The following is a 23,587-nucleotide window of genomic DNA, read 5'->3' on the forward strand; positions in this document are numbered from 1 at the left end:
CAATTGGTCCGAGCTAAATGCATGCACGACGCATCTTAGCTTTTTGCAGCCAGCAAAGATATTTGCTTGCAAGGCAGCTTGTTCCCTACGCAGGTTTTAACCTGATCAGGTTCACGGATCCCGCAAATAATGCGATCTCAGCCCGAAGGCACTCCGACAAGTAACGAATTGAGTGCAGTCTACTTCATAAACAATGGCTTATTCAAGACCATCTAAACGTTTAAAGGTCAGGATTGGCTTACCATTTAGTATTAGCGCCTTATCTGACACCGTAAGAGGCACACCGATTTCTAACATATTCAGTAGCATACGCTCTTGTTCATCGAGCTCATCGGAGCAGAGCATTTTTGTCATGCCGATTTGCTCAACATACAGCTGATTGTCTTCAATACGGGTTTTACCAAAGAAGCGGTTGCATCCAGTGTGGCCCATGATCTGATTGTCTTCAACGAGCTGAATGCGCATCTCACTACTAGTCTGCGCAACCTCATCAATCTGACTTAATTGCCAATGCCCTTGCGGTAACGTCTTTTCAGAGAAAGGGTTAAGGCTATTTGGATCATCCCACACCATGGTACATCCTGATAAAACAGCAGAGCCTGCTAAGCCCAAAACAATGGCCAAAGTAGGTAACTTATTTTTCATGCAAGGTTTCCTATGTTTAGGGCTTAATTTTTTATGTAAATAACTGCTCAAGTTGCTCAGGCACAAATGGGCGACCTTTTGCATTTACCGATGTGCCTGTCACAACTGCATCCAGCATCAGTTTATTATCTGCTGCGCGGATCACCTTTTGATTAAAGGCGAATTTCAAACGGCTTAAACGCTCCACTTCGACTTCAACGTAAAATGCATCGCCTGGCTTTAATGAGTCTTTGTAGTTCATTTCTGAGCGGATCACCACTAAATTGACCTTATCACGTGCAAGTTGCGCAAAATCGATATTTTTAGCTGCCAAAAACTCATGTCGTGCATGCTCTAGATAATTGAAATAGACGCTGTTGTTGACGATGCCTTGTAAGTCGCACTCGTAGTCACGCACTTTAAACTCAACTTTGAAACTCATTTAATCCTCATTAACTCGGTGATGTTGGCCGCAGTTATAACACAATTAAACATAGTTTCACTTCTCTGTATGGTCTGATTTGTTAGAATAGCCAGCGCGTGCCGAACTTAACTACTGATTTTGAATTGAACAAAACTGATATTCATAACGTATGCACGCCTCACTATCAAAACGGAATAGCCTGAAAATGAAAGCAAAAATCTCTTTGTTATGCGCAGCCATGCTGCCTTTATTTGCCGCTAATGCGGTTGCTGAGCAAAATAGCCTTGAAGTGATTGAAGTCACCGGTGACTTCAAAAAAGAAAGCATTCAAACCTTAAGCGCCAGTGCCAGTGTATTAGGCGAGCTAGAAATTACACAACGTGGTGCCAGCTACCTAGATGAGATTTTAAATTCAGCGGCTAACGTCAACTTCACAGCTGGCGCATCTCGCGGTCGCTTTGTACAGATCCGTGGCGTTGGTCTTCGCTCTCAATTCCAAGACCCAATCCAGCCTAGTGTGGGCTTACTCATCGATGGTATCAACTACTCAGGCCTTGGTGGCAGTGCATTGTTATTTGATGTTGAGCAAGTGGCGGTTTATCGCGGCCCGCAGGGAACTCGCTATGGTGCAGATGCCATGGCAGGTATGATTGATATGCAAACCACTGCGCCTAGCCAAGATAAAGCATTGAAGGTGAAGTTAGGTGTTGGCAACTATAATAGTTATGAAGCAGGTATTGCTGCAGGCACTGGCTTAACTGATAGCTCAGCTATCAGAGTGAGCGCGTTCCAACGTAAATCAGATGGCTATACCGATAACCTATATCTGGATCGCCCAACCCAAGAACAAGATGAGCAAGCTTTACGATTGAAGCTTAATAATGAATGGAGCGACAGCTTTAATACTTCAATTGCTGTACATCACATCAATATCGAAAACGGTTATGATGCATTTACACTTGATAATAGCCGCAACAGTGTTGCTGATGAACCGGGCCAAGATAACTTAGAAAGTGATGCTTTCTCTTTAACTGCAAATTACACCGGCTTTGAAACAGTCAATATCACAACAACGGTAACTGGACTGCAAGCAGACTCACTGTATAGCTATGATGAAGACTGGGTATGTAAAAACGCCAACCAAGCAAGTTTATGTGCAGCAGGTCTTCACCCTTGGGGTTACAGCTCTACTGATATTTATTCACGTGATACTGAAAAAGGCACTTTCGACCTGCAAGTAAGCGCTAAACAAAATGACTGGGTTGTTGGCCTTTATTCTGAGCGTCGTGATGTAGACTTAACTCGTATCTATAATGACCCAAGCAATCCTTTCAATTCTAGTTTTGATATCACTAACACCGCTGTGTATGGCCAAAAAGTAACATCAATCGCAAAAGATGTTGAGCTGATCACCGGATTACGTGCAGAAAGCTATGAAGCTGACTACAAAGACAATAATGGCTTTTCAGAAACAACCGATAAAACCATGCTAGGTGGTAAGGTTGCACTAGAGTATCAAGTTGTCCCACGTACAATGGTCTACACCAGCCTCTCTCGTGGCTACAAAATCGGTGGTGTAAACGGCGAGGCGCTTGCGAAAGCGAAAGATAAAAACCTAAATATTCAGCCAGAGAACTACACCTTCGACCCTGAATATTTATGGAATGCCGAATTTGGTGTGAAAGGCAAATCTGAAGATAAGAGCCATACTTTGCGTGTCACTGCTTTCTACATGAAACGTGATGATATGCAATTGAAGCAATGGCAAGTTCAAGACCAACAATTCGCTGGATATTTAGATAATGCTAGCTCAGGCAAGAACTATGGTTTTGAAGTAGAAGGTACAAAACAATATACAGAACGCCTTGCTCTTAACTATAGCTTTGGCTACTTACGCTCAAAAATTAAAGGTTTCACAACTTCTGATGGCATCAATCAGCACGGCAGAGATCAAGCACAAGCACCTAAATATCAATATGCGTTCAGCTTTAACTATGCGCTAACAGATAAGCTAGAAGCACAACTTGGCTATGAAGGTAAAGATAGTTATTACTTCTCAGACAGTCATAACGACCAAGCGCCTAATCAAAATCTGATTAATGCAAGTATAAGCTATCATAGAGATAACTGGTCACTGACTGCTTGGGGAAGAAACCTGGCTGATAGAGACGTGCCTGTTCGCGGCTTTGAGTTCGGTAATAATCCACTTAAAGAGTACGCGACTGAAAATTACTACCAGTATGGCGAGCCTCGCCTTGTAGGTTTGACGTTTAAATATGAGTTATAAAACTTAGACATAAAAAAAGCGCGCATTTAAAAGTGCGCGCTTTTCTTGTTCTAATAGATTAACCTAATTCAGGTAGGTTGCGACCATAAAATACTTCTTGGATCTCACGCTCTACTTTCGCGCGGATTTCTTTTTCTTCTTCTGCACTTAAATCATCGGTACTTAAGCCGAATAGATAAGTATTTAGATCTGTCTCTTTTAACATCATCTTAGTGTGGAATAAGTTTTCTTGGAAAACATTCACATCCACCATGTGATACGCTTCTTTGGTATCTTCTGTCATGTAATTCTGGATTGAGTGAATTGCATGATCAATGTAGTGTTTTACCCCTGTGATATCACGAGTAAAGCCACGTACACGGTAATCGATTGTCACCACATCCGACTCTAAAGAGTGGATTAAGAAGTTCAACGCTTTGAGCGGAGAGATCACACCACAGGTTGATACTTCGATATCTGCGCGGAATGTGCAAATACCATCGTTAGGGTGCGCTTCAGGATAAGTGTGAACACAGATGTGACTCTTATCTAAATGTGCAACCACTGACTCAGGAAGAGGTCCTGGTGTCTCGTTACTATCAAATGTCTGCTGCTCTACAGGCTCTTCAGACACAAGAATCGTTACACTTGCACCTTGCGGATCATAGTCTTGGCGAGCAATGTTCAGCACATTTGCACCAATGATATCGACAACTTCTTTAAGAATATCCGTTAGACGATCAGCGCTATATTGCTCATCAATGTATTCTAAATATTCTTTACGCTGTTGCTCCGTTTTAGCGTAACAAATGTCATAGATACTAAAGCTTAAACTTTTCGTTAAGTTATTAAAGCCATGGAGCTTAATTTTATCAAAGGGCTTGTTCACTATACTCAACCTTTAAACAATAAATCTGCAACGCAGAACTCAAAGAGGGCGGATTTTATACGAAAAATCCGCACTGAAAAAGCGTTATTTTGCAACGCTTTCAACAACCTCATGACTGTGAGTAATTTCTACTGTTTTATCAAGCATTAAGGCCACAGAACAGTACTTCTCAGCAGACAGCTGAACTGCGCGTGCAAGGTGCTTTTCAGAAACATTTTTACCGGTAACTACAAAGTGTAGATTCATTTTGGTAAATACTCTAGGCGCACTTTCTGCACGCTCTGCTGTTAGCTTAACTTCAACATTCTCAACCTGTTGTTTTGCTTTTTTTAGAATGCTCACCACATCCACCGATGAACAACAACCCGTCGACATTAAGACCATTTCCATTGGGCTTGGCGCAGCACCATCAGCGCCTGTATCAAATACCACATTATGGCCAGACTGTGAGCGGCCAATAAAAGTATCGCCATCAACCCACTTAATATTCGCTTCCATTTTTTACCTCTATAAATACAAAAACCGCCTGAAAGCGGCGGTGTTATAAAATGCTATAAACTGTTTGAGACTGCAATTATTTTAGATTGCGGCGTCGAATAGGTTTTTAACCAAACCTGCAAACTCTTCTATAAACTCTCGTTGCTCTTTGGTCACTCGCTGCTCTGTCACGCTAGACAGCACTTCTTGCAAGTCATAGACGATACCATCAACCTCACGGACAATTAAGCTACGTTGCTCAGTTGATAGCTCTGTATTTTGCTCACAGATTTTTATTACGTACTCAGCAATGACATCTTCAATTAACTCCATCACCCTTGGTGCACCTGGCTCAATCTCACCAGGCTTTTCAAACAAGGTTAAATTGTGGGTTAAGTACATTACTAACTCATCATAGCCCTGTTTATCTAATACCATAGTTTGTCCACCTGAAACTCTCAAAGCATCTCCTATTGATTTAAGCAGAAACTCACATGCATTGCTACTTTTACAGCTAACGGATGAAAAAAAAGCAGCCTAAGCTGCTTTTTTTAATACTTTTATTCTACCTAAATAGATAGAGACTGTGAATTAGTCGATTGATAAACCTGGGCTTAATGCACCTGGCAATGTCACCTTTTCTAACTCAACAGACGCTACTGGGTAAGCACAGTAATCTGCTGCATAATATGCACTTGCTCTGTGGTTACCTGATGCGCCAATACCACCGAACGGTGCTGCACTTGATGCACCTGTGATAGGACGGTTAAAGTTTACAATACCTGCACGAATACGACGTAAGAAGTGGTCGTAATCTTCAGCATTGTCACTTAATAGACCAGCAGAAAGACCAAAACTTGTATCGTTTGCTTTTTCGATTGCTGCATCAAAGTCTGTGTAACGGAATACTTTTAATAATGGACCGAAGTGCTCATCATCTGGGAAGTCAGTGACATTTGAACACTCAAGGATACCTGGTGTTACAAAGCCTGTGCCTTCTTTATGTGTAAGTTCGATGATAGTCTCAGCGCCTAAGTCAATCAGTTGCTGCTGTGCTGCAACCATACCTGCCGCCGCTTGATTTGAGATCATAGAACCCATGAATGGCTGTGCTTCATCATCAAAGTTACCCACTTTGATTGCTTTTGTTGCACGTACTAGGTGCTCAAGGATCGCATCACCCTGCTCGCCAGCAGGTAAGAATAACTTACGGGCACACGTACAACGTTGACCGCTTGAGATAAATGCAGATTGAATGATGTCGTGAACGACCGCTTTCGTATCAGACGCATCTTTTACGATTAATGGGTTATTACCACCCATTTCTAGCGCAAGAATTTTACCTGGCTGACCAGCAAACTGCTCATGAAGGATATGACCTGTACGAGAAGAACCTGTGAAGAATAAGCCATCGATACCACGGTGAGAAGCAAGTGCTTTACCTGTTTCTACTTCACCTTGTACTAGGTTGATCACGCCTGCTGGAAGGCCTGCTTTTTCCCAAAGCTTAAGTGTAAGCTCAGCAACATAAGGGGTTAGTTCTGACGGCTTAAAGATAACCGTATTACCCGCTAACAATGCAGGCACGATGTGACCGTTTGGTAAGTGACCAGGGAAGTTATATGGGCCAAATACAGCTACGACACCATGTGCTTTGTGGCGAATAACCGCGCGGCCAACTGGCATTGCGTTTTCAACCACACCTGTACGCTCATGGTAAGCTTTTTCTGAAATGGCAATTTTACCAACCATAGCACCCGCTTCAGTACGCGTTTCCCACAGTGGCTTACCTGTTTCTTTCGCAATCGCAATTGCCAGCTCTTCACTGTTTTCTTTTAACTGCTCAGCAAAACGTTTAACAACCTCTAAACGTGCTTCAAATGCCATGTCGCTCCAGCTATAAAAAGCTTCACGCGCTGACTTAACTGCAGTATCAACTTGCTCAGCCGTTGCTGAGTTTGCTTGCCAAATAACTTCGTTGTTTGCTGGGTTCAGTGATGAGAATGCCTCACCTTGACCTGCTAACCATTCACCATTAATAAATTGTGCGGCATGTGTTGTCATAATAAATCTCTATATTTATATAGTTGCGATGCTGACTTTGTCACCATCCACTAAATTCAATGCGTTTGCCAACTCAGCTGAGATAACGACGTTATCAGTATTGTCATCAATCTGAAGCTCAGCAACGGTTGCACGATACCCTTGAAGTTTATCATTTGCAATCATCACAGGTGAACCACCTGGATTATCGCCAATTGACACTGTTTTGAAGCTTGATGAACGTACTGTACGAATATTATCTACTTTTGCTTCAACTGTCGGACCTGCGTCGAAAATATCAACATAGCCGTTAAAAGTGAAACCTTCACTCTTAAGTAGCTCAATCGCTGGGCGCGTATTATCGTGTACTTGGCCAATCACTTCTTGCGCTTCTTCACTCAACAGATTCACATAAATTGGGTATTTTGGCATAAGCTCAGCAATGAACACTTTCTGACCGATACCTGTTAGGTAATCTGCCGTTGGGAAATCCATTGAGAAGAAGTGCTCTTCAAGCCATTGCCAGAATGGGCTTTGACCATTTTCATCTGATACACCACGCATTTCAGCGATAACCGTATCTGCAAAGCGCTGCTGATGTTGTTTAATAAACATAAAACGCGACTTTGATAGCAACTTGCCATTAAAACCTCTGCGATGCCCTTCTTTCAAGAACAAGGTACATAACTCAGTGGCCCCCGTGTAGTCGTTACACAGAGTCAGAATATCAACCGCTTTATAAACATTTAAGGTGCGTGATGAATGGATCACCTTACTAAGGTGGTAATGATAAAACGCATCATCTAAACCAACAGCTGCTTCAATCGCGCTGGTACCCACTACTTCGCCAGTTTCAGTGTCTTCTAAAACGAACAAATAGCCTTCATCAAAAGGGACATCCGTTTCTTTTTTGAAAGACGCTTCAGAGCGTTCGATTTTGCTTTGTAATAGCTCTTCATTATTTGGTAATGAAGTGAAACCATGACCTGATTCATGGGCAATTTTTAAAAGCGCTGGATAGTCGCTTTGCTGGATTGGGCGAAGGATCATCATGAGTCCGCTTACTCCTAAAAAGTTAACTTGACGGTAGACAAGGCCAAGCAAGCTTGGCCACTCAAGGAATTAAGCGTTTGCAGCTACAACTGCAGCAACTGCTTTTTCGAAACGAGCCATACCTTCACGGATATCCGCTTCAGGAATAACCAATGATGGCGTGAAACGAACAACGTCTGCACCAGCTACAAGTGACATCACACCTTCTTTTACGCCTGCTACTAAAAACTCTTTCGCACGGCCTTTGTATGTTTCGTTTACAACACCACCTAATAATAGACCTTTACCACGAATTTCGCTGAATACGTTGTACTTGTCATTAATTGCAGTCAGTAGTTCACGGAATAGTGTTTCTTTCTCTTTAACACCGTTTAAAACAGCTTCATCATTTACCGTATCGAATGCCGCTTCTGCAACAGCACAAGCTAGCGGGTTACCACCGTAGGTAGAACCGTGTGTACCAATCTTTAAGTGCTTCGCGATTTCAGTCGTTGTGATCATCGCACCGATTGGGAAGCCACCGCCTAGCGCTTTTGCAGTTGTAAGAATATCTGGAATAACATCTAAACCTTGGTAAGCGTATAGGTCACCAGTACGGCCAACACCTGTTTGTACTTCATCAAAAATTAGCAGCGCATTGTGCTTAGTACACAACTCACGAACACCTTTAACAAAGTCAGCTTCTGGAGATACGATACCGCCTTCACCTTGAAGTGGCTCCATCATCACAGCACATGTGTTATCAGAAATTAATGCTTCAAATGCAGCTAGGTCGTTATAGTCACAGTGAACAACATCACCTGGCTTAGGACCAAAACCATCAGAATAAGCAGCTTGACCACCCACAGTTACTGTGAAGAAAGTACGACCGTGGAAGCCTTTGTTGAATGAGATGATTTGTGATTTTTCAGCACTGAAGTTATCAAGCGCAAAACGACGCGCTAATTTAAGTGCTGCTTCGTTCGCTTCTGCACCTGAGTTTGCAAAGTAAACTTTCTCAGCAAATGTTGCGTCTGTTAATTTTTTCGCTAAACGCAATGCAGGCTCGTTTGTCATTACATTTGATAGGTGCCAGATTTTTTCACCTTGCTCTTTCAGCGCATTAACTAATGCTGGGTGACAGTGACCTAAACAGTTAACAGCGATACCACCTGCAAAGTCGATAAACTCGCGGCCTTCTTGATCCCAAACGCGAGAACCTTCGCCTCGAACTGGAATAACTGCTGAAGGTGCATAATTAGGTACCATTACCTGATCGAATAATTCACGATTAATAGTCATTTTCTATCCCCATAAAGTTGAGTTAGGTGCGCTAAAACTAGTATTGAGTGTAGCTAGTTCGCGGCTAAAAATAGCCGTATGGCACAAATTTCATTCACCCATTATTTCAGAAAAAAACCTTAAAGTCTCATTTAAAACTTTCATAGAGCCCTTGATATTCAAGGGTTTGGGATAGTTTTTCATAGTGAGTGAATAACTATTTAGGTGCACTCGATAGATTTGACTGTTAAGAAAAGGAAAAGCCACTAATCGAGTTAATTAGTGGCTTGAATGAATAGTCGCAAAAAAAATCTTAAATTTTACAAAATTGTTAGCTGTAAACTATTAAAGTTACATTTTGCTAGCGTAGTGAGTTCCTCTTTTGATAACCCCAGGTGAGCAAACCAATGAGCTGCTTCATCCTTTTCGATAAACTGATTGTCTTTGAGGATCATATACAGACTGTAGCCATGTGCCTTTCGCAGTACCTGACTAAGAGGTAAATAATCGGCTGACTGACTATGCGACTGAGGTAAATAATTAGCAGCGAACTCTTCCATCGGCGCCATAAATGGCAAATATCTAAACGCCATTTTTTCTATCAATTTAGCCGAGAGATTTGCTGAGTGATTGAGCAAAAGGCCCCTTAAAAAGAGTGGATCAGGTGATAGCTCTAAAAGTGCAGAGTGAAGGTCTTTATGGTTTTTATCACGCGCGATGCGCACCTTTTCCTGCCAGACCTTTTCAAACGTTCTTAGATACAAGCGCGTTAAAGCGACTTTACCCACATCTAATAACATACCTAGCGTAAAAGCATGCTGCTCTTTTACACCGTTCAATTCAGCTAAATGCTTTGCTGCAATTCCCGTTGTCATACTATGATCACGGAGTTTGCGCTTTAATAAAGGAAATGGCGATGTATCGTGAGGCATCCAGTGACGCATTGCAAAAGTCGGAATGACCATTTGTAAATTCTCAAGCCCAAGATAACGTAGTGCAAGTGCTGGCGTGTCAACTTTGACTGTGACACCTTTTGAGCTTTGCTTACGATACTGCGGTAAATTTACTAAGGAGACCAGGTCTCTGCCTAACCAGGTTAATTCATTAACCAAAGGTTCAAGGCGTCCAACCGACGCTGACTTAACGCCCAATATATCTAAAATAGTCGGTACCGCATCCTGAATGCCAACAATCTCATGATAGATATTATCAATATCATCCATTTGTTGTTGAATTGATGACTCTATAATTTGATGCAAATGATTACTGGCTTTCGCAATATATTTATGGTGACTGGTGCTGCTCTCTTTTCGTTTTGCTGCCGCAGCAATTTCAACCTCAAGCATGGTACGTTGCGGTATCTTCTCACCATAATTTAGGTCTAGAGTATGAATATACCCTAACTGTTGCTGCGCAAAGTTATGACTAATAAACAAATCATGTGCCCGCTCATTGAGCGCGATTGAAATCCTTAATTGCCGAGATAAGTCAGTCATTGAACGTTCTTATATTCCTATTAAAGCGTTGCTTTTACTTAGAAAAGCGGCGAATAAAATTGTTGAGTAAAGCTAAACCTTGTTCTGTAAGTATCGCTTCAGGATGAAATTGCACACCTTCTAAGGCCATTTCAGTATGGCATAAGCCCATTATTTCATCCACTTGTTGCATGCCATTCTCTGTCCATGCAGTAATCTCAAGGTCTTCAGGCAAGCGCTCTTTGGCAACAATCAAAGAGTGATAGCGGCACACGGTGAGTGGATCTGGTAAACCTTGAAACACGCCTTTATTTGTATGGCGAATTTGCGACGTTTTACCATGCATGACTTCTTTGGCTCTTATCACTTGTGCGCCTAGAGCTTGTGCAATCGTTTGATGACCCAAGCAAATTCCTAGTATTGGAAACTGACCTTTTAATTGCTCAACAACAGACAAAGAAATGCCCGCCTCATTGGGGCTACAAGGTCCAGGAGAGATCACTATATGTTCAGGGTTAAGCGCTCTTATATCAGCAATACTCAACTCATCGTTTCGTTTTACTACAACGTCTTGATCTAAGCGTTGGAAATACTGCACTAGGTTATAGGTAAACGAGTCGTAATTATCGATCATTAATAACATAGAAATTTCCATAAAAAAGCCAGGCGATAAAGCCTGGCCTAAATTATAAAACCAAATTATGGACGAGGTATGAAGCCAACTGCATCATAAACCGCTTTAAGCGTCTGCTCAGCGCGTGCGCCCGCTTTTTCTGCACCATTACGCATGATGTTATCTAACAGCGTTTGATCTTCACGAATTTCTTTGAAACGCGCTTGAATTGGTTCGATCATATTCACCACTGCCGCAGCGGTATCTTTCTTCAAATGACCATACATTTTGTCAGCATATTCTGGTACTAAATCTTCTACTGAGCGTTTTGTCGCCACTGACAATAAAGTAAGAAGGTTTGATACACCCGGCTTTTCATCGCGGTCGAAATAAATACGTGCTTGCTCATCTGAATCAGTGACGGCTTTTTTTAGCTTTTTCTCGATTTTCTTTGGCTCGTCTAACAGCATGATGTACGCATTTGGGTTTTCATCCGACTTAGACATTTTCTTCAGTGGATCTTGCAAACTCATCACGCGCGCGCCAAGTTCTGGGATATAAGGTTCTGGTACTTTAAAAACATCACCGTATAAATTATTAAAGCGTGTTGCGATATCACGAGTTAACTCAAGGTGTTGCTTTTGATCTTCACCGACTGGTACTTGGTCAGCTTGATATAATAAGATATCTGCAGCTTGTAACACAGGGTATGAGAATAGACCTACATTCACATTGTTTGAATGCTTTGAAGACTTATCTTTAAACTGCGTCATGCGATTTAGTTCGCCCATTTGCGCGTAACAGTTAAGTACCCATGACAACTGAGCATGCTCAGGCACTTGAGACTGTACAAACAGTGCTGACTTTTCAGGGTCAATACCGCACGCAGCATAAAGTGCAACGCCATCTAACACGCGCTCGCGTAGCATTTTAGGATCTTGGCGAACTGTGATCGCGTGTAAATCAACTAGCATAAAGAAACAATCATGATCTTGTTGTAACTTAAGCCACTGGTTTATGGCGCCTACATAATTGCCTATCGTCATACCACCGGTTGGCTGAATGCCACTTAACACTACTGGTTTAGTCATGTTGTTCCTTTATTAAATTTACTGATTTATTGCTGATTAATGATTGGGATTATATCTAAGAACCCGTCGCATAGGTACTCAGGTTCAAGCTCTTTTAAGTCGAATCCTTGATTGTAACCATAAGTAAGCGCGAGTACATCAATTTCTGCGCTTTTAGCCGCGACAATATCGCTCTTTGAGTCTCCAATCATGATTGCCTTTTCTGGCGAAATATTAAGTGCCTCACAGGCTTTTAAAAGTGGCGAAGGTGACGGTTTTTTCTCACCATCATCACCACACACTAATACTTTAAAATGTGACGTTAGGTTTAACTTTTCTAAAAGTTGCTCGGTAAAAACACGATCTTTATTAGTCACAATGGCTTTTGGTAAATGCGCTGTTGCCGCTAAGCCTGTTTCAACATGTTGATAAAGCGCGACATAGTCACCCGCAAGTTGCTGGTAATGATTTTTGAATCTCGCGACCGCATCGACGACTAGCTGTGGAGGTAACTCAGGATTGACAGCCATGTCACCACTCAATGCTCGCTTCACGAGCATTTCAATACCATTACCAACCCAAGTCGTTACTTGCGCATAACTTACTATTGGAAACGCTACTTCTGTCAAAGTCAGATTCAGCGCCATGTACATATCTTGGGCGCTGTCGACTAAAGTGCCGTCTAAATCAAATAGCACACCTTGGTATTTCATCGTGAAACCTTCACTAGTTCTTCACGCATTTGCGTAATCACCTGCGCATAATCAGGTTGATTAAAAATAGCTGAGCCCGCCACAAACATATCAGCGCCTGCTGCTGCTATTTCTGCAATGTTCTCGACCTTCACACCGCCGTCGATTTCTAAGCGGATATCTCGACCCGATGCGTCAATACGCTCACGGACTTGCTTTAGTTTGTCTAAGGTTTGTGGAATAAAGCTTTGCCCACCAAACCCAGGGTTCACTGACATCAATAAAATGACATCTAATTTATCCATCACATAATCTAGGTAATGTAATGGTGTTGCAGGGTTAAATACTAAACCCGCCTGACAGCCGTGCTCTTTGATTAATGAAATGGTTCTATCAATGTGCTCGCTGGCTTCTGGATGAAAAGTGATGATACTCGCACCTGCTTTAGCAAACTCTGGAATGAGTGAATCAACCGGTTTTACCATTAAATGCACATCAATCGGCGCCTCAATACCATAATCACGTAATGCCTTACATACCATAGGACCAAATGTCAGGTTTGGTACATAATGATTGTCCATCACATCAAAATGTACGACATCAGCGCCTGATTGAATAACACGCTCTACGTCTTCACCAAGCCTTGCGAAATCAGCAGATAAAATAGAAGGAGCAATAAGGTATTGAGGTTGTTTTTGCACGGTAAACTCTCTTTAAATGATACATCGGTTGTCAGCGTTACTTTACCGCAATTCATGCCTTGTACCCAAGTTTTATTCTCCTTGTTCCTGCATCGAAAATAGACTAAAAACTCCAATCACATTATTTTACTTTATGGCGATTAACGCACAAATTTTTACGTTATCTATGTTTGTTTTCTGAACAGTGACGGTGTATTATATTGAGATAACTGTTGGGTGGAGTTACACATGTTTAGTCGGCTTAAAACACGGATGCTTGCGGTGACAGCTGTTGTTACATTATCAGCAGGAGTTTACTCTGTTGATTACAGTGAAGAAGTTGCCAGTAGCACATGTTCATGTAGTACAAATACAGTTCAAGTTAATAGCAATTTGCTTGAACAATGCAAACTTGAAGCACATACAAGCTGGTACGCTTGGTTAACAGGCGAAAGTAGCAGTGCACAGTTTCATTATTTAGATTTACTTGAGTTACTTTTGGGGTCTGATGAAACCGAAAGTAACACTGAAAGTTTCACTTCGCATTTCTAATTAATATGCAGCTGCTAAGCATGATCCAAAGTGTTTTAGCAGCTATGTTTGGTGTTCAAAGCCAAGACAAGCGTCATCAAGACTTTTCAAACAAACACCTCTTTATCTCGTTTACACTGATTTCAATTGTATTTGTATTTCTTTTAGTGCTTTTACTTGTTTGGCTGGTAGGCATTATCACTAGCTAACTCTATGATATTTTTTAGATGAGAGAAGATGAGGTTCTTTGTGTAACAATTTGAGTTCGTCAGTATCTCGCGCCCCAAAAAGTAACTCTGTTTAATTGAGCGTTGCGCTAAGTTTTAAGCTTTATACAACGCCATGACTTCTTCAATCTTGCTACGAACACTACCTTTACAACTTATATTACGCTGAACTTGTAGGGTGGTTATCTTATCAGCACTTCGGTAAAGCTGTTTTGTAAAATCAACATAATGGTTTGAAATAAGTGTTGATACGCCTCGCTGTTTAGCTGCCATTGCGCATTCTACTAAACGTGCTTGATCTTCATCCGTAAATTTATTGCCCGCATAAGCCGTAAAGCTTGAAGTGCGATTTATCGGAGAATAAGGTGGGTCGCAATAAACGACGTCGTGTTTATCCGCTTTACTAAAAGCATGTTCAAAATCATTACATACAAATGTCGCGCGCTTGGCCACATTGGCAAATTGCAGCAGCTCTTCTCGCGGGTAATATGGGTGTTTGTAACGACCAAAAGGTACATTAAAGCCACCCTTTTGGTTGTAACGACATAGGCCGTTGTAACCATGGCGATTAAGATAAATGAACAATAATGAACGCTTGTATGGATCTAAGGTATCGTTAAACTCTTCTCTAAGCTGATAATAACGGGCTTCTTCGTTATGATCACCAATGAACAAATACTCGGCTTCACGAATAAATTCTTTTGGTGAGTCTTTAAGAATATTAAACAGGTTAATTAGGTCTTTATTTACATCAAGTAGCAAATATTCTTCAAAATCAATATTTAAAAATACAGAGCCACCACCGACAAAAGGTTCAATTAAACGCTGTTTACCCTTTAAAGGTAAATTCGCTTTAATTTCTTCTATTATCCGCTTTTTTCCGCCCGCCCACTTCAATGGAGAACGACGATTAATGACAGATGAGCCGTTTGCCACTTTAGACCCTTACATTCTTTTTATTCTTTGCATACACAGCGCCACTAGTAAAAAACGACAGCTTAAAACATTCACAGCGATGCGACACTGTAAATAAAGTAACGTCATATTTAACCACAGATAGCGACATAAAAACCATTTTTGTTGTGATGCATTTAAAGTTGGGCGATTCTACACTAATTCACGCTAATTACCGAGCAACAAGCTGAATTTCCTGCTTGATACGCTCGAATTTTTTGAAAAAAGGCTGCCCTGCCAGCACATTTTTAGGCAATTGCTGACGCGCACTTCTTGCTTCATCAATATTTGCAAACGGCGCTTGAATAACAACCCACCAAGGCGTACTGTTTCTCACCGTTTCATAGACATACACGTCTTTTAACTCATTTGTTAAGACAAAGCTATTTGCTATGGCTTTGTCTTTCACTGCAAGTAACTGAATAGCCCATACGCTGTCATTTTGCGTCAGTAACCATTCTGTTGGTGATAAATCTAATTCGTGATTTTTTGTTTCCACGAATTCTTTTACAGGCTCTGATTTAAGAGGCAACTTTGTCGATTCAGTGGTTGCTACATCTTGTTCAATATCATTACTTGCTGAATTTAATGTTTCAGCAACCGTATCAGCTTCTCCACTTTTAACTGACTGTGAGTTATTTTGTGGTCTAACAACCTCAGCATCTTTACTTACCCTTGGAGTTTCAAGTGCAGTTAAAACTGCAGAGACGGTATCTGAAGTTGAACCTTTAGATGCTTCTTCTAAAGTTTCTTTCGGCACTTCATCCATAGCTTCGTTAGTTTGTATCGAAGGCTGAGCTGCTATAGTGCCTTGTTGCTGCAATGACTTATCCGTTTGTGTTTCGGTACTATCTAGATTTAACACCTGCTCTGCAGGTAGCACAGTTGCGAGAGGCTCAGCATCATCCACTTGGTCACTAAAATAGAACTGAATTTGCTTTTGATACATAAATGCGACAAGCAACAAAGCCAAGAGCACTGTCAAAGCAATTAAATGCCAACGATAGCGCTTTTTAGGTATCTGTGTTCTCAACTGGCTCTGTTGCGATGCCTGCCAATTCAGCAGTAACGCGGGGTTGCCATGTGACTCTTGCAAGAACGCCTGAAAAATAGGATCTTCTTCCATTGGTAAGTCTCTGAAGAACATCGCCATCAGTTGTTTAGACTCAGACAGTGACAAACGTTCTAAGTGAATATCAAGTGCACTTGGCAACATTCTAGGCGCTTGTGCTGTTACCAAAATAAACAGCTCAACAGGGCTTTTTGCTGACAATATTCTCAGTTGTTCAATGATTTCATCTGATAGATGCCTTGCACCATCTAATACCCAAAAACATGGGCCACAAGGTTGTGTTTGATAAAGTTGAAAAAAGTTGTCTGAAAGCGTTTGCGTTTGATCGACCAACGGCGCTCTAAAGCTATTTTGTAGCAACTGAGTCATCAACTCAGTATCTTTCATCTGTGCTGTTACTTGAATATAGGCTTTATTAAATTCAGGATACTTTTCAGTGATTATGGTCTCTGCTAAATAGCTTTTTCCTAACCCTGAAGGACCAACCAAAGCAATGAGATTTTGCCCATATTCGAATTGCATCGCAATTCTATCAACCAAGGCAGCTCGACTCGGCAATATTTGCGATTGCATTAGCGCCCTATTAGCTGACTCACGGCTTCATCAGACACATCATCAACGAGTGCACATTGCCCTAGCTGTGTAGGGACAATGAATCTGATCTTGCCTTGTTGGTTCTTTTTATCTTTACGCATATGACCAATAAACTGCTCACTAGTCATGGTTTCTGGAGCACTTACTGGTAGGTTGTAACTTGCAATCAGCGCTTCAACTCGAGAAACGTCAGACTCACTAACAGAGCCTCGCATGTGCGCAAGCGTCATTGCTAACATCATACCCGCAGCAACCGCTTCACCATGTAACCAGTTGCCATAGCCCATTTGTGCTTCGATGGCATGGCCAAATGTGTGACCCAAATTAAGAAGTGCCCTCAAGCCTGCTTCTTTCTCGTCTTGAGAAACAATTTCAGCTTTGATTTCACAGCAACGGTAAATAACTTTTTGTAACACATCGTTTTGTAGATTGCTGAGTTCTTCATGTTGCTCTTCTAAAAAGTTCAGAAGTGCTAGGTCGTAAATTAAACCGTACTTGATAACTTCAGCCATGCCCGCTGCAAACTCTCTACTGGGTAGAGTTTTCAAGCTATTGATATCGATGAAAACTGCTTTGGGCTGATAAAAAGCCCCGATCATGTTTTTACCTAGCGGGTGGTTTACTGCTGTTTTACCGCCTACAGAAGAATCAACTTGTGATAGCAAAGTCGTTGGAATTTGAATGAATGGTACACCGCGTTGATAGCACGCCGCCACAAAGCCTGTTAAGTCCCCAATTACCCCACCGCCAAGCGCGATTAAACAGGTATCTCGACCACAATTATGTTCAAGTAAAAATGCTGAAACTTTTTCAAACCACTCAAGGGTTTTAAATTGCTCACCATCAGGGAGAATAAAATGCAGAGGCTCTAACTCGTTGAGTTGAGTTAACAGTGAGTCTAAGTACAGAGGGGCAACCGTTTCGTTGCTGATGATCACTGGGCGACATTTACCTATATGTGATAACAATCGCCCACTGTCGGTAAGAAGGTTTTCACCAATATAAATGGGGTAGCTACGCTCGTTTAAATCTACATTAAGTTCAAGCATTGGCTACTCCTTTTATAATTTAGAAATCTAACTTCTCAATAATTTGATTTGCTACTACTTTTGCGCTCTGCTCATCAGTGCGAACAACAAAATCAGCAACTTCTTGGTATAAAGGCTCACGCTCTTCAGCTAAGCGCTCTAGTACATCACGCGGTGCTTCTTCAGTTTGTAGAAGTGGACGACGCTTATCTCTTTGAGTGCGAGCAACTTGTTTTTCAATTGGTGTTTCTAGGTAAACAACAATGCCACGCGCTGACAGTTTGTTACGAACTTCTTTGCTCATAACTGAACCACCGCCAGTAGCTAATACAATACCTTGCATCTCAGTTAGATCAGAAATTACGCCTTCTTCACGACGACGGAAACCTTCTTCACCTTCAAGATCAAACACCCACGCAATGTCTGCGCCAGTACGACGTTCGATTTCTTGATCTGAGTCGAAGAATTCAAGGTGTAATTGGTCTGCCAAATGACGACCAATTGTGCTTTTACCAGCCCCCATTGGGCCTACTAGAAATATATTACGTTTCTCAGCCATATCTATTTAGTACTAACGAACTCTAAAATTTGAAAATAAACCCCGCCTCACGACCTGGCCCCAAAAATTAAGGAGGGGATTATCTCAGTAATCCGTGCGCAATTTCAAGTCAAATCATTTAATTTACCGTAAACCACGCAGAATATAATCATTAATGCGCTGTTACTGGCCGTCTAACATGATTTTCGGGGTCACGAATATCAGCAACTCTCTTTTTTCATTAATGTGACGCGTGTTCCTAAATAAAGCACCTAGGTAAGGTACATCACCTAAAAGCGGCACTTTAGTCACAGCACTGGTGATTTCTTGCTGATAGATACCACCCAGTACGATGGTTTGACCATTTTCGACCAATACCTGTGTTTCTATTTGCTGGGTATTGATAGCAACAGCTGGCCCGGTCGGCGTTTGTACATTATCACCACGCGTATCTTGTGTGATAACTAGATCCAAGATAATTTTGTTGTCAGGTGTGATCTGTGGCGTGACTTCCATGCTTAACACCGCCTTTTTGAACGTAACAGAGGTCGCACCGCTCGCGCCAGCCGATTCAACATAAGGGATTTCTGTACCTTGCTCAATACGTGCTTTTTTCTGGTTAGCAGTCGTAATGCTTGGTGTAGCAATAATTTCGCCTTTGTTTTCTTGCTCTAACGCCGAGAGCTCTAAGTCAATTAGCGTACCATCCGCTAATTTAGCAAGATGAACCCCTATGCTGCCAGCTGGGTTAGTGACCGGTAAATTGACATTTAAACGATCTGTAAAGGCAGGAATAACACCACCTGATAATTGATCAGCACTCGACAACTTACCAGAGATTGCATCTGATCCTTGCTGATCACTAAAGCCCCAACGAATACCTAGGTCATCTGAAACGTTATCGCTTACTGTTACCATACGAGATTCAATGCGAACTTGCTTAACCGGTACATCCAATGTTTCAACCATACGACGCACATTTTCAATACTTTTCGCAGTATCTTTGATGATCAAAGTATTGGTTCTAACATCCACTGAGACATTACCGCGATTACTAATAATGCTGTTAATTTCTGTTTTTAGTAAATCTGCAAACTCTTCCGCTTTAGCATAGTTTAATTGCATATACTCGCTATAAAGTGGCTCTAGCTCTTCTACCTGACGCATTGCTTGCAATTCTTTCGCTTCCCTTGCAGCTAGCTCTTCTGCAGGTGCAACCATTAAAATTGAGCCTTCGGTGCGCTTATCTAAACCTTTAACTCGCAGTACAACATCTAGCGCTTGATCCCACGGCGTGCCTTCTAAACGCAAAGTGATATTGCCTGATACGGAGTCACTGGTGACCAAATTAAAATTGTTGGTATCGGCAATGATCTGTAATACCGAACGAATTGGAATATCTTGGAAGTTTAAGGTAATTGGCTCACCTTGATATACTTTCTCTTCACCAAACTTTTTAGTTTTATTATCTTTTTCGATAGTCAGTGTGAAGATATTGTCGAGTTGCTCATACTTAAACGCAAATGCGCTGTTTGGCTCAATCACCAAACGGCTTTTGTTACCTTCTGAAAAGGTCTCGATTTTGCTGACCACAGTACCAAAGTCAACTACATCTAATTCATAAAGTAATTCATCCAAAATATCAATATGATGGAAGTCTGCAATGATTTTTCCACCGCGTTCCTGCACATCAATTGCAGCTTGTGAAGTCTCTAGAAACACTAATACTTTTGCTTCGCCTTTTTCACCACGGCGGAAGTCAATTGATTGAATGCGGTTTATGTGTTGAGTGAGCTGACCTGCTCCTTGCTCTGAAGACTCTGAATCGTCATAAATTGGATTTTCAGAAATTTGCAGATATACCAAATTGTTTTTAACTTTAGTTTTATAAAGCTTAAGTTGATCCATTTCGATTGTAACAATAAAGCCATCTTTGACCATGGTACTTTTGATCTGTTTAATTCCCGCTTTATTCACTTTCAGTTGCTGCAAGCTCTCTTCAAACTCAGCGCCCGAGAAGAACAACTCTAAACGTGCAGGATCATTCAGCACTGAGACTTTGGGCTCCAAATTTAATTGCTCATCAAACACCAACTGCAATTCTGTCTCTGAATTAGAAATCGGGTTATAGCGCACATCATATAACATGGGTAAGGCATTAACTGAGCCAGATAACACAAGTAAAAGGCTTGAGAAAATGGTAGTTTTAAGCAAATTCGCAACCATGCGAGTCATAGTAGTGTACCTTTATTGTTATTCGCTTGCTGAAAGTTGAGTAGATTCAATAATCTCAACTTTAGTTAATCGTTCTTTCCAACAACCTGTTCCATCGGGGATCAGCTCTAATAATTCTACATGGTCATCATAAATACCAACTACTTCACCATGATACAGGCCCATATATTCCCCCTGCTTCACTCGGAAAAGGCCCTGATCAGCAGCTCGTATCAACGCCCAAGTAATGCCTGATAAGGCTATTGTGCCTTTCATCACAAGATTATCAATAGGATACTTTTCTAGAGGATCTCGAGCACGATTTTGATCTGGCTGTAAACAGTTTTTGACCTGAACTAACCTGCTTTCAATCACTTCAGGTTGAGGCGCATCAAATGGACTACGCAGTGAACCGGCGCTATATGGAAAGTATTCAAATTCTTTCATATTAGGGATCGGCTCAACTTTCGGTGTTGCACTGGCTTGCACTTGATCAATAAACTCTTTCTGCTGCGCCGTATCATCATTGCAAGCAGCCAAAAAAATTAGGCTTAAACTGATAGCTACACTTTTAAGGTGCATTTATTTAGCTCCTTGTTCATAGCGATATGTTCTTGCAATAACACTAAATACTAAGTCACGGTCATTAGCTCGTTCTATTCTAAAATCATGCAAACTTACAATTCGTGGTAATTGTGCAACCTTGCCAACAAACTCACCAAACTCATGGTAAGTGCCTACCACCTCAAGATTAATCGGTAATTCTGTATAAAACTCTTTCTTTATCTCTGGCATCCAACCAATCTTTAAAAATGTTAGACCACTTGAAGTGCCCACATAGGTCAAGTCATCTAATAATCCAGGTGTTTCGTTAGATGTAGGGAGTCGTTGTAAGAGTTGAGAAAATTGCGCTTCCATATCTTGCATTTGCTGCTTGTATAAATCTAAATTGTTCGCCCTTGCATACTTGAAGCGATACGAATTTCTCAGCTCTTGCTCTTTATTTACTGCAAAGTCATACTCATCAATTGCTGAAGATACTAAAATTGAATAGCCAATAAACAACATGATCACAGTAACCAGAACGACGCACATGGCTTTGACAGGCTTTGGCCATTCACCAATATTATCTAGCTCAATCTCATTCCAATCGATATCTTGTAACGCTTTAAGATCAAAGTTCATCTAACCATTCCCTCACTTTTTCTCTTTGGCATCTTCAAGTTCTTGATAGGACTTAACGTAAAAGTGCATGGTGAAATCGCTCAACAAGCGATTAGTTTGTTCACCTGCAATAATCCCCTGAATCGTAGGCTTTTCTAATAGATAAGAAGACTCAACCTGCCTTAGCATTTGCGACAAACGATTATTTGATTCACTACGACCTACCACTTTTATCATGTTGCCATCACGCTGGAGATTGGTGAGGTAAACACCCGATGGAACAACACGCGCCACTTCATCTATAATTTGTGTGCCAAGATTACGATTACCTTGTAACTCTTCAATTAAGCGAATACGACGTTGTAAATTACCCTTTTGCTTATTTAAATCATTGATTTCTCGGATCCGTGTATCTAATTTTCGGATCTCAGACTGCAGGTAGTTATTTTTTATTTCTTGCCCTGTGCGAAGGCTATCGTAAAAGCTACCGATCAAATACATCACAAATAAAGAAACACCCACAATACTGCCAATCAGAATTAGGAACTTTTGTTGTGAAGCTTGTCTTTGTTGCTCGCGCCAAGGTAGGAGGTTTATATGTGGCATGTGGTGAAACTCCTAAGCGCTAGACCTGTGGCAAGGGTAAACTGAGGTTTGTGCCTTAACAGTACGTTTCGGTCTACTTTAGGTGCAATTTCCATATCTGAAAACGGATCGGCAATAATCGTGTGGATCCCCAATTCATCGACCAATAGTCTATCGAGACCTTCAACCAAAGCTGTTCCACCTGATAGCACTAGATAATCGACATGGTCTTTACCACTGGTGGTCATAAACATTTGTACTGCTCGGCGGATCTGTTGCAATAAAGCAGTTTGGAATGGCGCTAGTACTTCAAAAGTATAATTTGGCGGTAAGTCCCCGGTTGTTTTTGCCAACTCGGCTTCATCGAACGTTTTGTTGTAGTAAGCAACAATGCTATTGGTATATTGCTCACCACCAAAGACCTGATCTCGGGTATAAATAGTCTTACCTGATTGAACCACGCTCATCAATGAAATCACCGCACCGATATCAACAATCGCAACGATTTTATCAAATGCATCGGAAGGAAGCTGACCATATAAAGTATCAAGTGAACGACTCAAGGCATAACTCTCAACGTCAACCACTTTAGCTTTGTAGCCTGCCTCTTCTAATGCACTCACTCTTGCTAGTACACTCTCTGTTCTAGCTGCAGAAAGCAGTACATTCACTTTCGACGGATCGGCTTCATTGACCGATATTTTCTCAAAATCTAGACTAACCTCGTCTAATGGGTATGGAATTAAGCTGTCGGCTTCAATGGCGATTTGCGACTCTAGTTCAGCATCAGTTAATGAAACATCCATAAAGATCACTTTGGTTATAACCGTTTGACCTGATACAGCAACTGCTGCGAAAGGGGCATGTTTTGGAAAGCGTTTTTTTAGTTTACTGATTGCACGACCGACCGCCTCAATATCTTGTACGGCTCGTTCAGTAATTGCACCTTTAGGGATAGGTTCAATAGCAACAGCTTCAACGCGATAACCGCTGTGAGTTTGCGAAAGCAAAACAGCTTTAACACAGTGAGAGCCTATATCTATGCCAACCATGAGTGGGGCGTGTGCTTTGAACAATTTACTTAACATACCCTGTGTTTTTATCCTTTATTTTA

25 protein-coding genes and 1 riboswitch are annotated in these 23,587 nt (G+C 41.4%); of the genes, 3 read left to right on the plus strand and 22 right to left on the minus strand.

The window, feature by feature from the left end; genetic code table 11:
* Window positions 1-65: 65 nt before the first annotated feature.
* Window positions 66-166, minus strand: a riboswitch (TPP riboswitch).
* Between the two features lie 32 nt (window positions 167-198).
* Both ACXAC4_RS15210 and ACXAC4_RS15215 read right to left on the minus strand, forming a co-directional pair.
* Entirely contained in the window at window positions 199-645 is a 447-nt protein-coding gene (locus ACXAC4_RS15210) for an META domain-containing protein (protein WP_475163070.1), read from the minus strand.
* 31 nt (window positions 646-676) lie between these two features.
* Window positions 677-1,066 (minus strand): acyl-CoA thioesterase, encoded by a 390-nt coding sequence (locus ACXAC4_RS15215; RefSeq protein WP_058031117.1) that lies wholly within the window; start codon window positions 1,064-1,066, stop codon window positions 677-679.
* A gap of 187 nt (window positions 1,067-1,253) precedes the next feature.
* On the opposite strand from ACXAC4_RS15215, the gene ACXAC4_RS15220 reads away from it, so the two are divergent.
* Entirely contained in the window at window positions 1,254-3,335 is a 2,082-nt protein-coding gene (locus tag ACXAC4_RS15220) for a TonB-dependent receptor (RefSeq protein ID WP_475163071.1), read from the plus strand.
* Between the two features lie 58 nt (window positions 3,336-3,393).
* Here ACXAC4_RS15220 and speD read toward each other — a convergent pair whose 3' ends face one another.
* The 11 genes from speD to rpe all read right to left on the minus strand — a co-directional run bounded on the left by speD (window position 3,394) and on the right by rpe (window position 13,587).
* Window positions 3,394-4,203, minus strand: a complete 810-nt coding sequence (gene speD / locus ACXAC4_RS15225; RefSeq protein WP_058031119.1) for an adenosylmethionine decarboxylase — start codon at window positions 4,201-4,203, stop codon at window positions 3,394-3,396.
* A gap of 84 nt (window positions 4,204-4,287) precedes the next feature.
* On the minus strand, window positions 4,288-4,701 hold the full coding sequence (locus ACXAC4_RS15230) for an OsmC family protein (protein ID WP_349285086.1): 414 nt from the start codon (window positions 4,699-4,701) through the stop codon (window positions 4,288-4,290).
* An 81-nt stretch (window positions 4,702-4,782) separates the two neighbouring features.
* Window positions 4,783-5,118 carry a DUF3802 family protein gene (locus ACXAC4_RS15235; protein ID WP_058031121.1) on the minus strand — a complete coding sequence of 112 codons (336 nt, stop codon included), beginning with the start codon at window positions 5,116-5,118 and terminating at the stop codon, window positions 4,783-4,785.
* A gap of 153 nt (window positions 5,119-5,271) precedes the next feature.
* Window positions 5,272-6,744 carry a succinylglutamate-semialdehyde dehydrogenase gene (gene astD, locus ACXAC4_RS15240; RefSeq protein WP_475163074.1) on the minus strand — a complete coding sequence of 491 codons (1,473 nt, stop codon included), beginning with the start codon at window positions 6,742-6,744 and terminating at the stop codon, window positions 5,272-5,274.
* Between the two features lie 15 nt (window positions 6,745-6,759).
* A complete protein-coding gene (astA, locus tag ACXAC4_RS15245; protein ID WP_475163076.1) occupies window positions 6,760-7,776 on the minus strand; it encodes an arginine N-succinyltransferase in 1,017 nt (338 codons plus the stop codon).
* Window positions 7,777-7,845: 69 nt separating this feature from the next.
* Window positions 7,846-9,057 (minus strand): aspartate aminotransferase family protein, encoded by a 1,212-nt coding sequence (locus ACXAC4_RS15250; RefSeq protein WP_475163080.1) that lies wholly within the window; start codon window positions 9,055-9,057, stop codon window positions 7,846-7,848.
* A gap of 299 nt (window positions 9,058-9,356) precedes the next feature.
* Entirely contained in the window at window positions 9,357-10,532 is a 1,176-nt protein-coding gene (locus ACXAC4_RS15255; protein ID WP_475163082.1) for an HDOD domain-containing protein, read from the minus strand.
* Between the two features lie 34 nt (window positions 10,533-10,566).
* The gene (locus ACXAC4_RS15260; protein ID WP_475163085.1) at window positions 10,567-11,154 is read right to left on the minus strand and encodes an anthranilate synthase component II; all 588 of its coding nucleotides are present in this window, start codon (window positions 11,152-11,154) and stop codon (window positions 10,567-10,569) included.
* A 56-nt stretch (window positions 11,155-11,210) separates the two neighbouring features.
* The gene (gene trpS, locus ACXAC4_RS15265) at window positions 11,211-12,215 is read right to left on the minus strand and encodes a tryptophan--tRNA ligase (RefSeq protein ID WP_349285091.1); all 1,005 of its coding nucleotides are present in this window, start codon (window positions 12,213-12,215) and stop codon (window positions 11,211-11,213) included.
* A gap of 26 nt (window positions 12,216-12,241) precedes the next feature.
* Entirely contained in the window at window positions 12,242-12,907 is a 666-nt protein-coding gene (locus ACXAC4_RS15270; protein ID WP_475163088.1) for an HAD-IA family hydrolase, read from the minus strand.
* The gene (gene rpe / locus ACXAC4_RS15275) at window positions 12,904-13,587 is read right to left on the minus strand and encodes a ribulose-phosphate 3-epimerase (RefSeq protein WP_475163090.1); all 684 of its coding nucleotides are present in this window, start codon (window positions 13,585-13,587) and stop codon (window positions 12,904-12,906) included. The genes ACXAC4_RS15270 and rpe overlap by 4 nt, the downstream gene beginning before the upstream one ends.
* A 228-nt stretch (window positions 13,588-13,815) precedes the next feature.
* Between rpe and ACXAC4_RS15280 the strand changes: the two genes are divergently transcribed.
* Complete coding sequence (locus tag ACXAC4_RS15280; protein WP_475163091.1) at window positions 13,816-14,118, plus strand: hypothetical protein; 303 nt, start codon at window positions 13,816-13,818, stop codon at window positions 14,116-14,118.
* A gap of 20 nt (window positions 14,119-14,138) precedes the next feature.
* Window positions 14,139-14,306 (plus strand): DUF2970 domain-containing protein, encoded by a 168-nt coding sequence (locus tag ACXAC4_RS15285; protein WP_475163093.1) that lies wholly within the window; start codon window positions 14,139-14,141, stop codon window positions 14,304-14,306.
* A 114-nt stretch (window positions 14,307-14,420) separates the two neighbouring features.
* Here the strand turns inward: ACXAC4_RS15285 and ACXAC4_RS15290 are convergent, their stop codons facing one another.
* The 9 genes from ACXAC4_RS15290 to ACXAC4_RS15330 all read right to left on the minus strand — a co-directional run bounded on the left by ACXAC4_RS15290 (window position 14,421) and on the right by ACXAC4_RS15330 (window position 23,561).
* Window positions 14,421-15,260, minus strand: a complete 840-nt coding sequence (locus ACXAC4_RS15290; RefSeq protein ID WP_475163096.1) for a Dam family site-specific DNA-(adenine-N6)-methyltransferase — start codon at window positions 15,258-15,260, stop codon at window positions 14,421-14,423.
* A gap of 190 nt (window positions 15,261-15,450) precedes the next feature.
* Window positions 15,451-16,923, minus strand: a complete 1,473-nt coding sequence (locus tag ACXAC4_RS15295; protein WP_475163100.1) for an AAA family ATPase — start codon at window positions 16,921-16,923, stop codon at window positions 15,451-15,453.
* On the minus strand, window positions 16,923-17,993 hold the full coding sequence (gene aroB, locus ACXAC4_RS15300; RefSeq protein ID WP_475163102.1) for a 3-dehydroquinate synthase: 1,071 nt from the start codon (window positions 17,991-17,993) through the stop codon (window positions 16,923-16,925). Before aroB ends, ACXAC4_RS15295 begins: the two co-directional genes overlap by 1 nt.
* A 19-nt stretch (window positions 17,994-18,012) precedes the next feature.
* The gene (aroK, locus tag ACXAC4_RS15305) at window positions 18,013-18,531 is read right to left on the minus strand and encodes a shikimate kinase AroK (RefSeq protein WP_138478285.1); all 519 of its coding nucleotides are present in this window, start codon (window positions 18,529-18,531) and stop codon (window positions 18,013-18,015) included.
* Between the two features lie 162 nt (window positions 18,532-18,693).
* Window positions 18,694-20,745 carry a type IV pilus secretin PilQ gene (locus ACXAC4_RS15310; protein ID WP_475163104.1) on the minus strand — a complete coding sequence of 684 codons (2,052 nt, stop codon included), beginning with the start codon at window positions 20,743-20,745 and terminating at the stop codon, window positions 18,694-18,696.
* A gap of 18 nt (window positions 20,746-20,763) precedes the next feature.
* Entirely contained in the window at window positions 20,764-21,306 is a 543-nt protein-coding gene (locus ACXAC4_RS15315; protein ID WP_475163107.1) for a pilus assembly protein PilP, read from the minus strand.
* Complete coding sequence (locus ACXAC4_RS15320) at window positions 21,307-21,909, minus strand: type IV pilus inner membrane component PilO (protein WP_349285100.1); 603 nt, start codon at window positions 21,907-21,909, stop codon at window positions 21,307-21,309. It lies immediately after the preceding gene.
* Window positions 21,910-21,921: 12 nt separating this feature from the next.
* Window positions 21,922-22,494, minus strand: coding sequence for a PilN domain-containing protein (locus ACXAC4_RS15325; protein ID WP_475163109.1), 573 nt, complete (start codon window positions 22,492-22,494; stop codon window positions 21,922-21,924).
* A complete protein-coding gene (locus ACXAC4_RS15330; protein ID WP_421965357.1) occupies window positions 22,482-23,561 on the minus strand; it encodes a pilus assembly protein PilM in 1,080 nt (359 codons plus the stop codon). The genes ACXAC4_RS15325 and ACXAC4_RS15330 overlap by 13 nt, the downstream gene beginning before the upstream one ends.
* Window positions 23,562-23,587 lie beyond the last annotated feature (26 nt).

Source organism: Pseudoalteromonas sp. AWM4_233 (genome assembly GCF_056158285.1).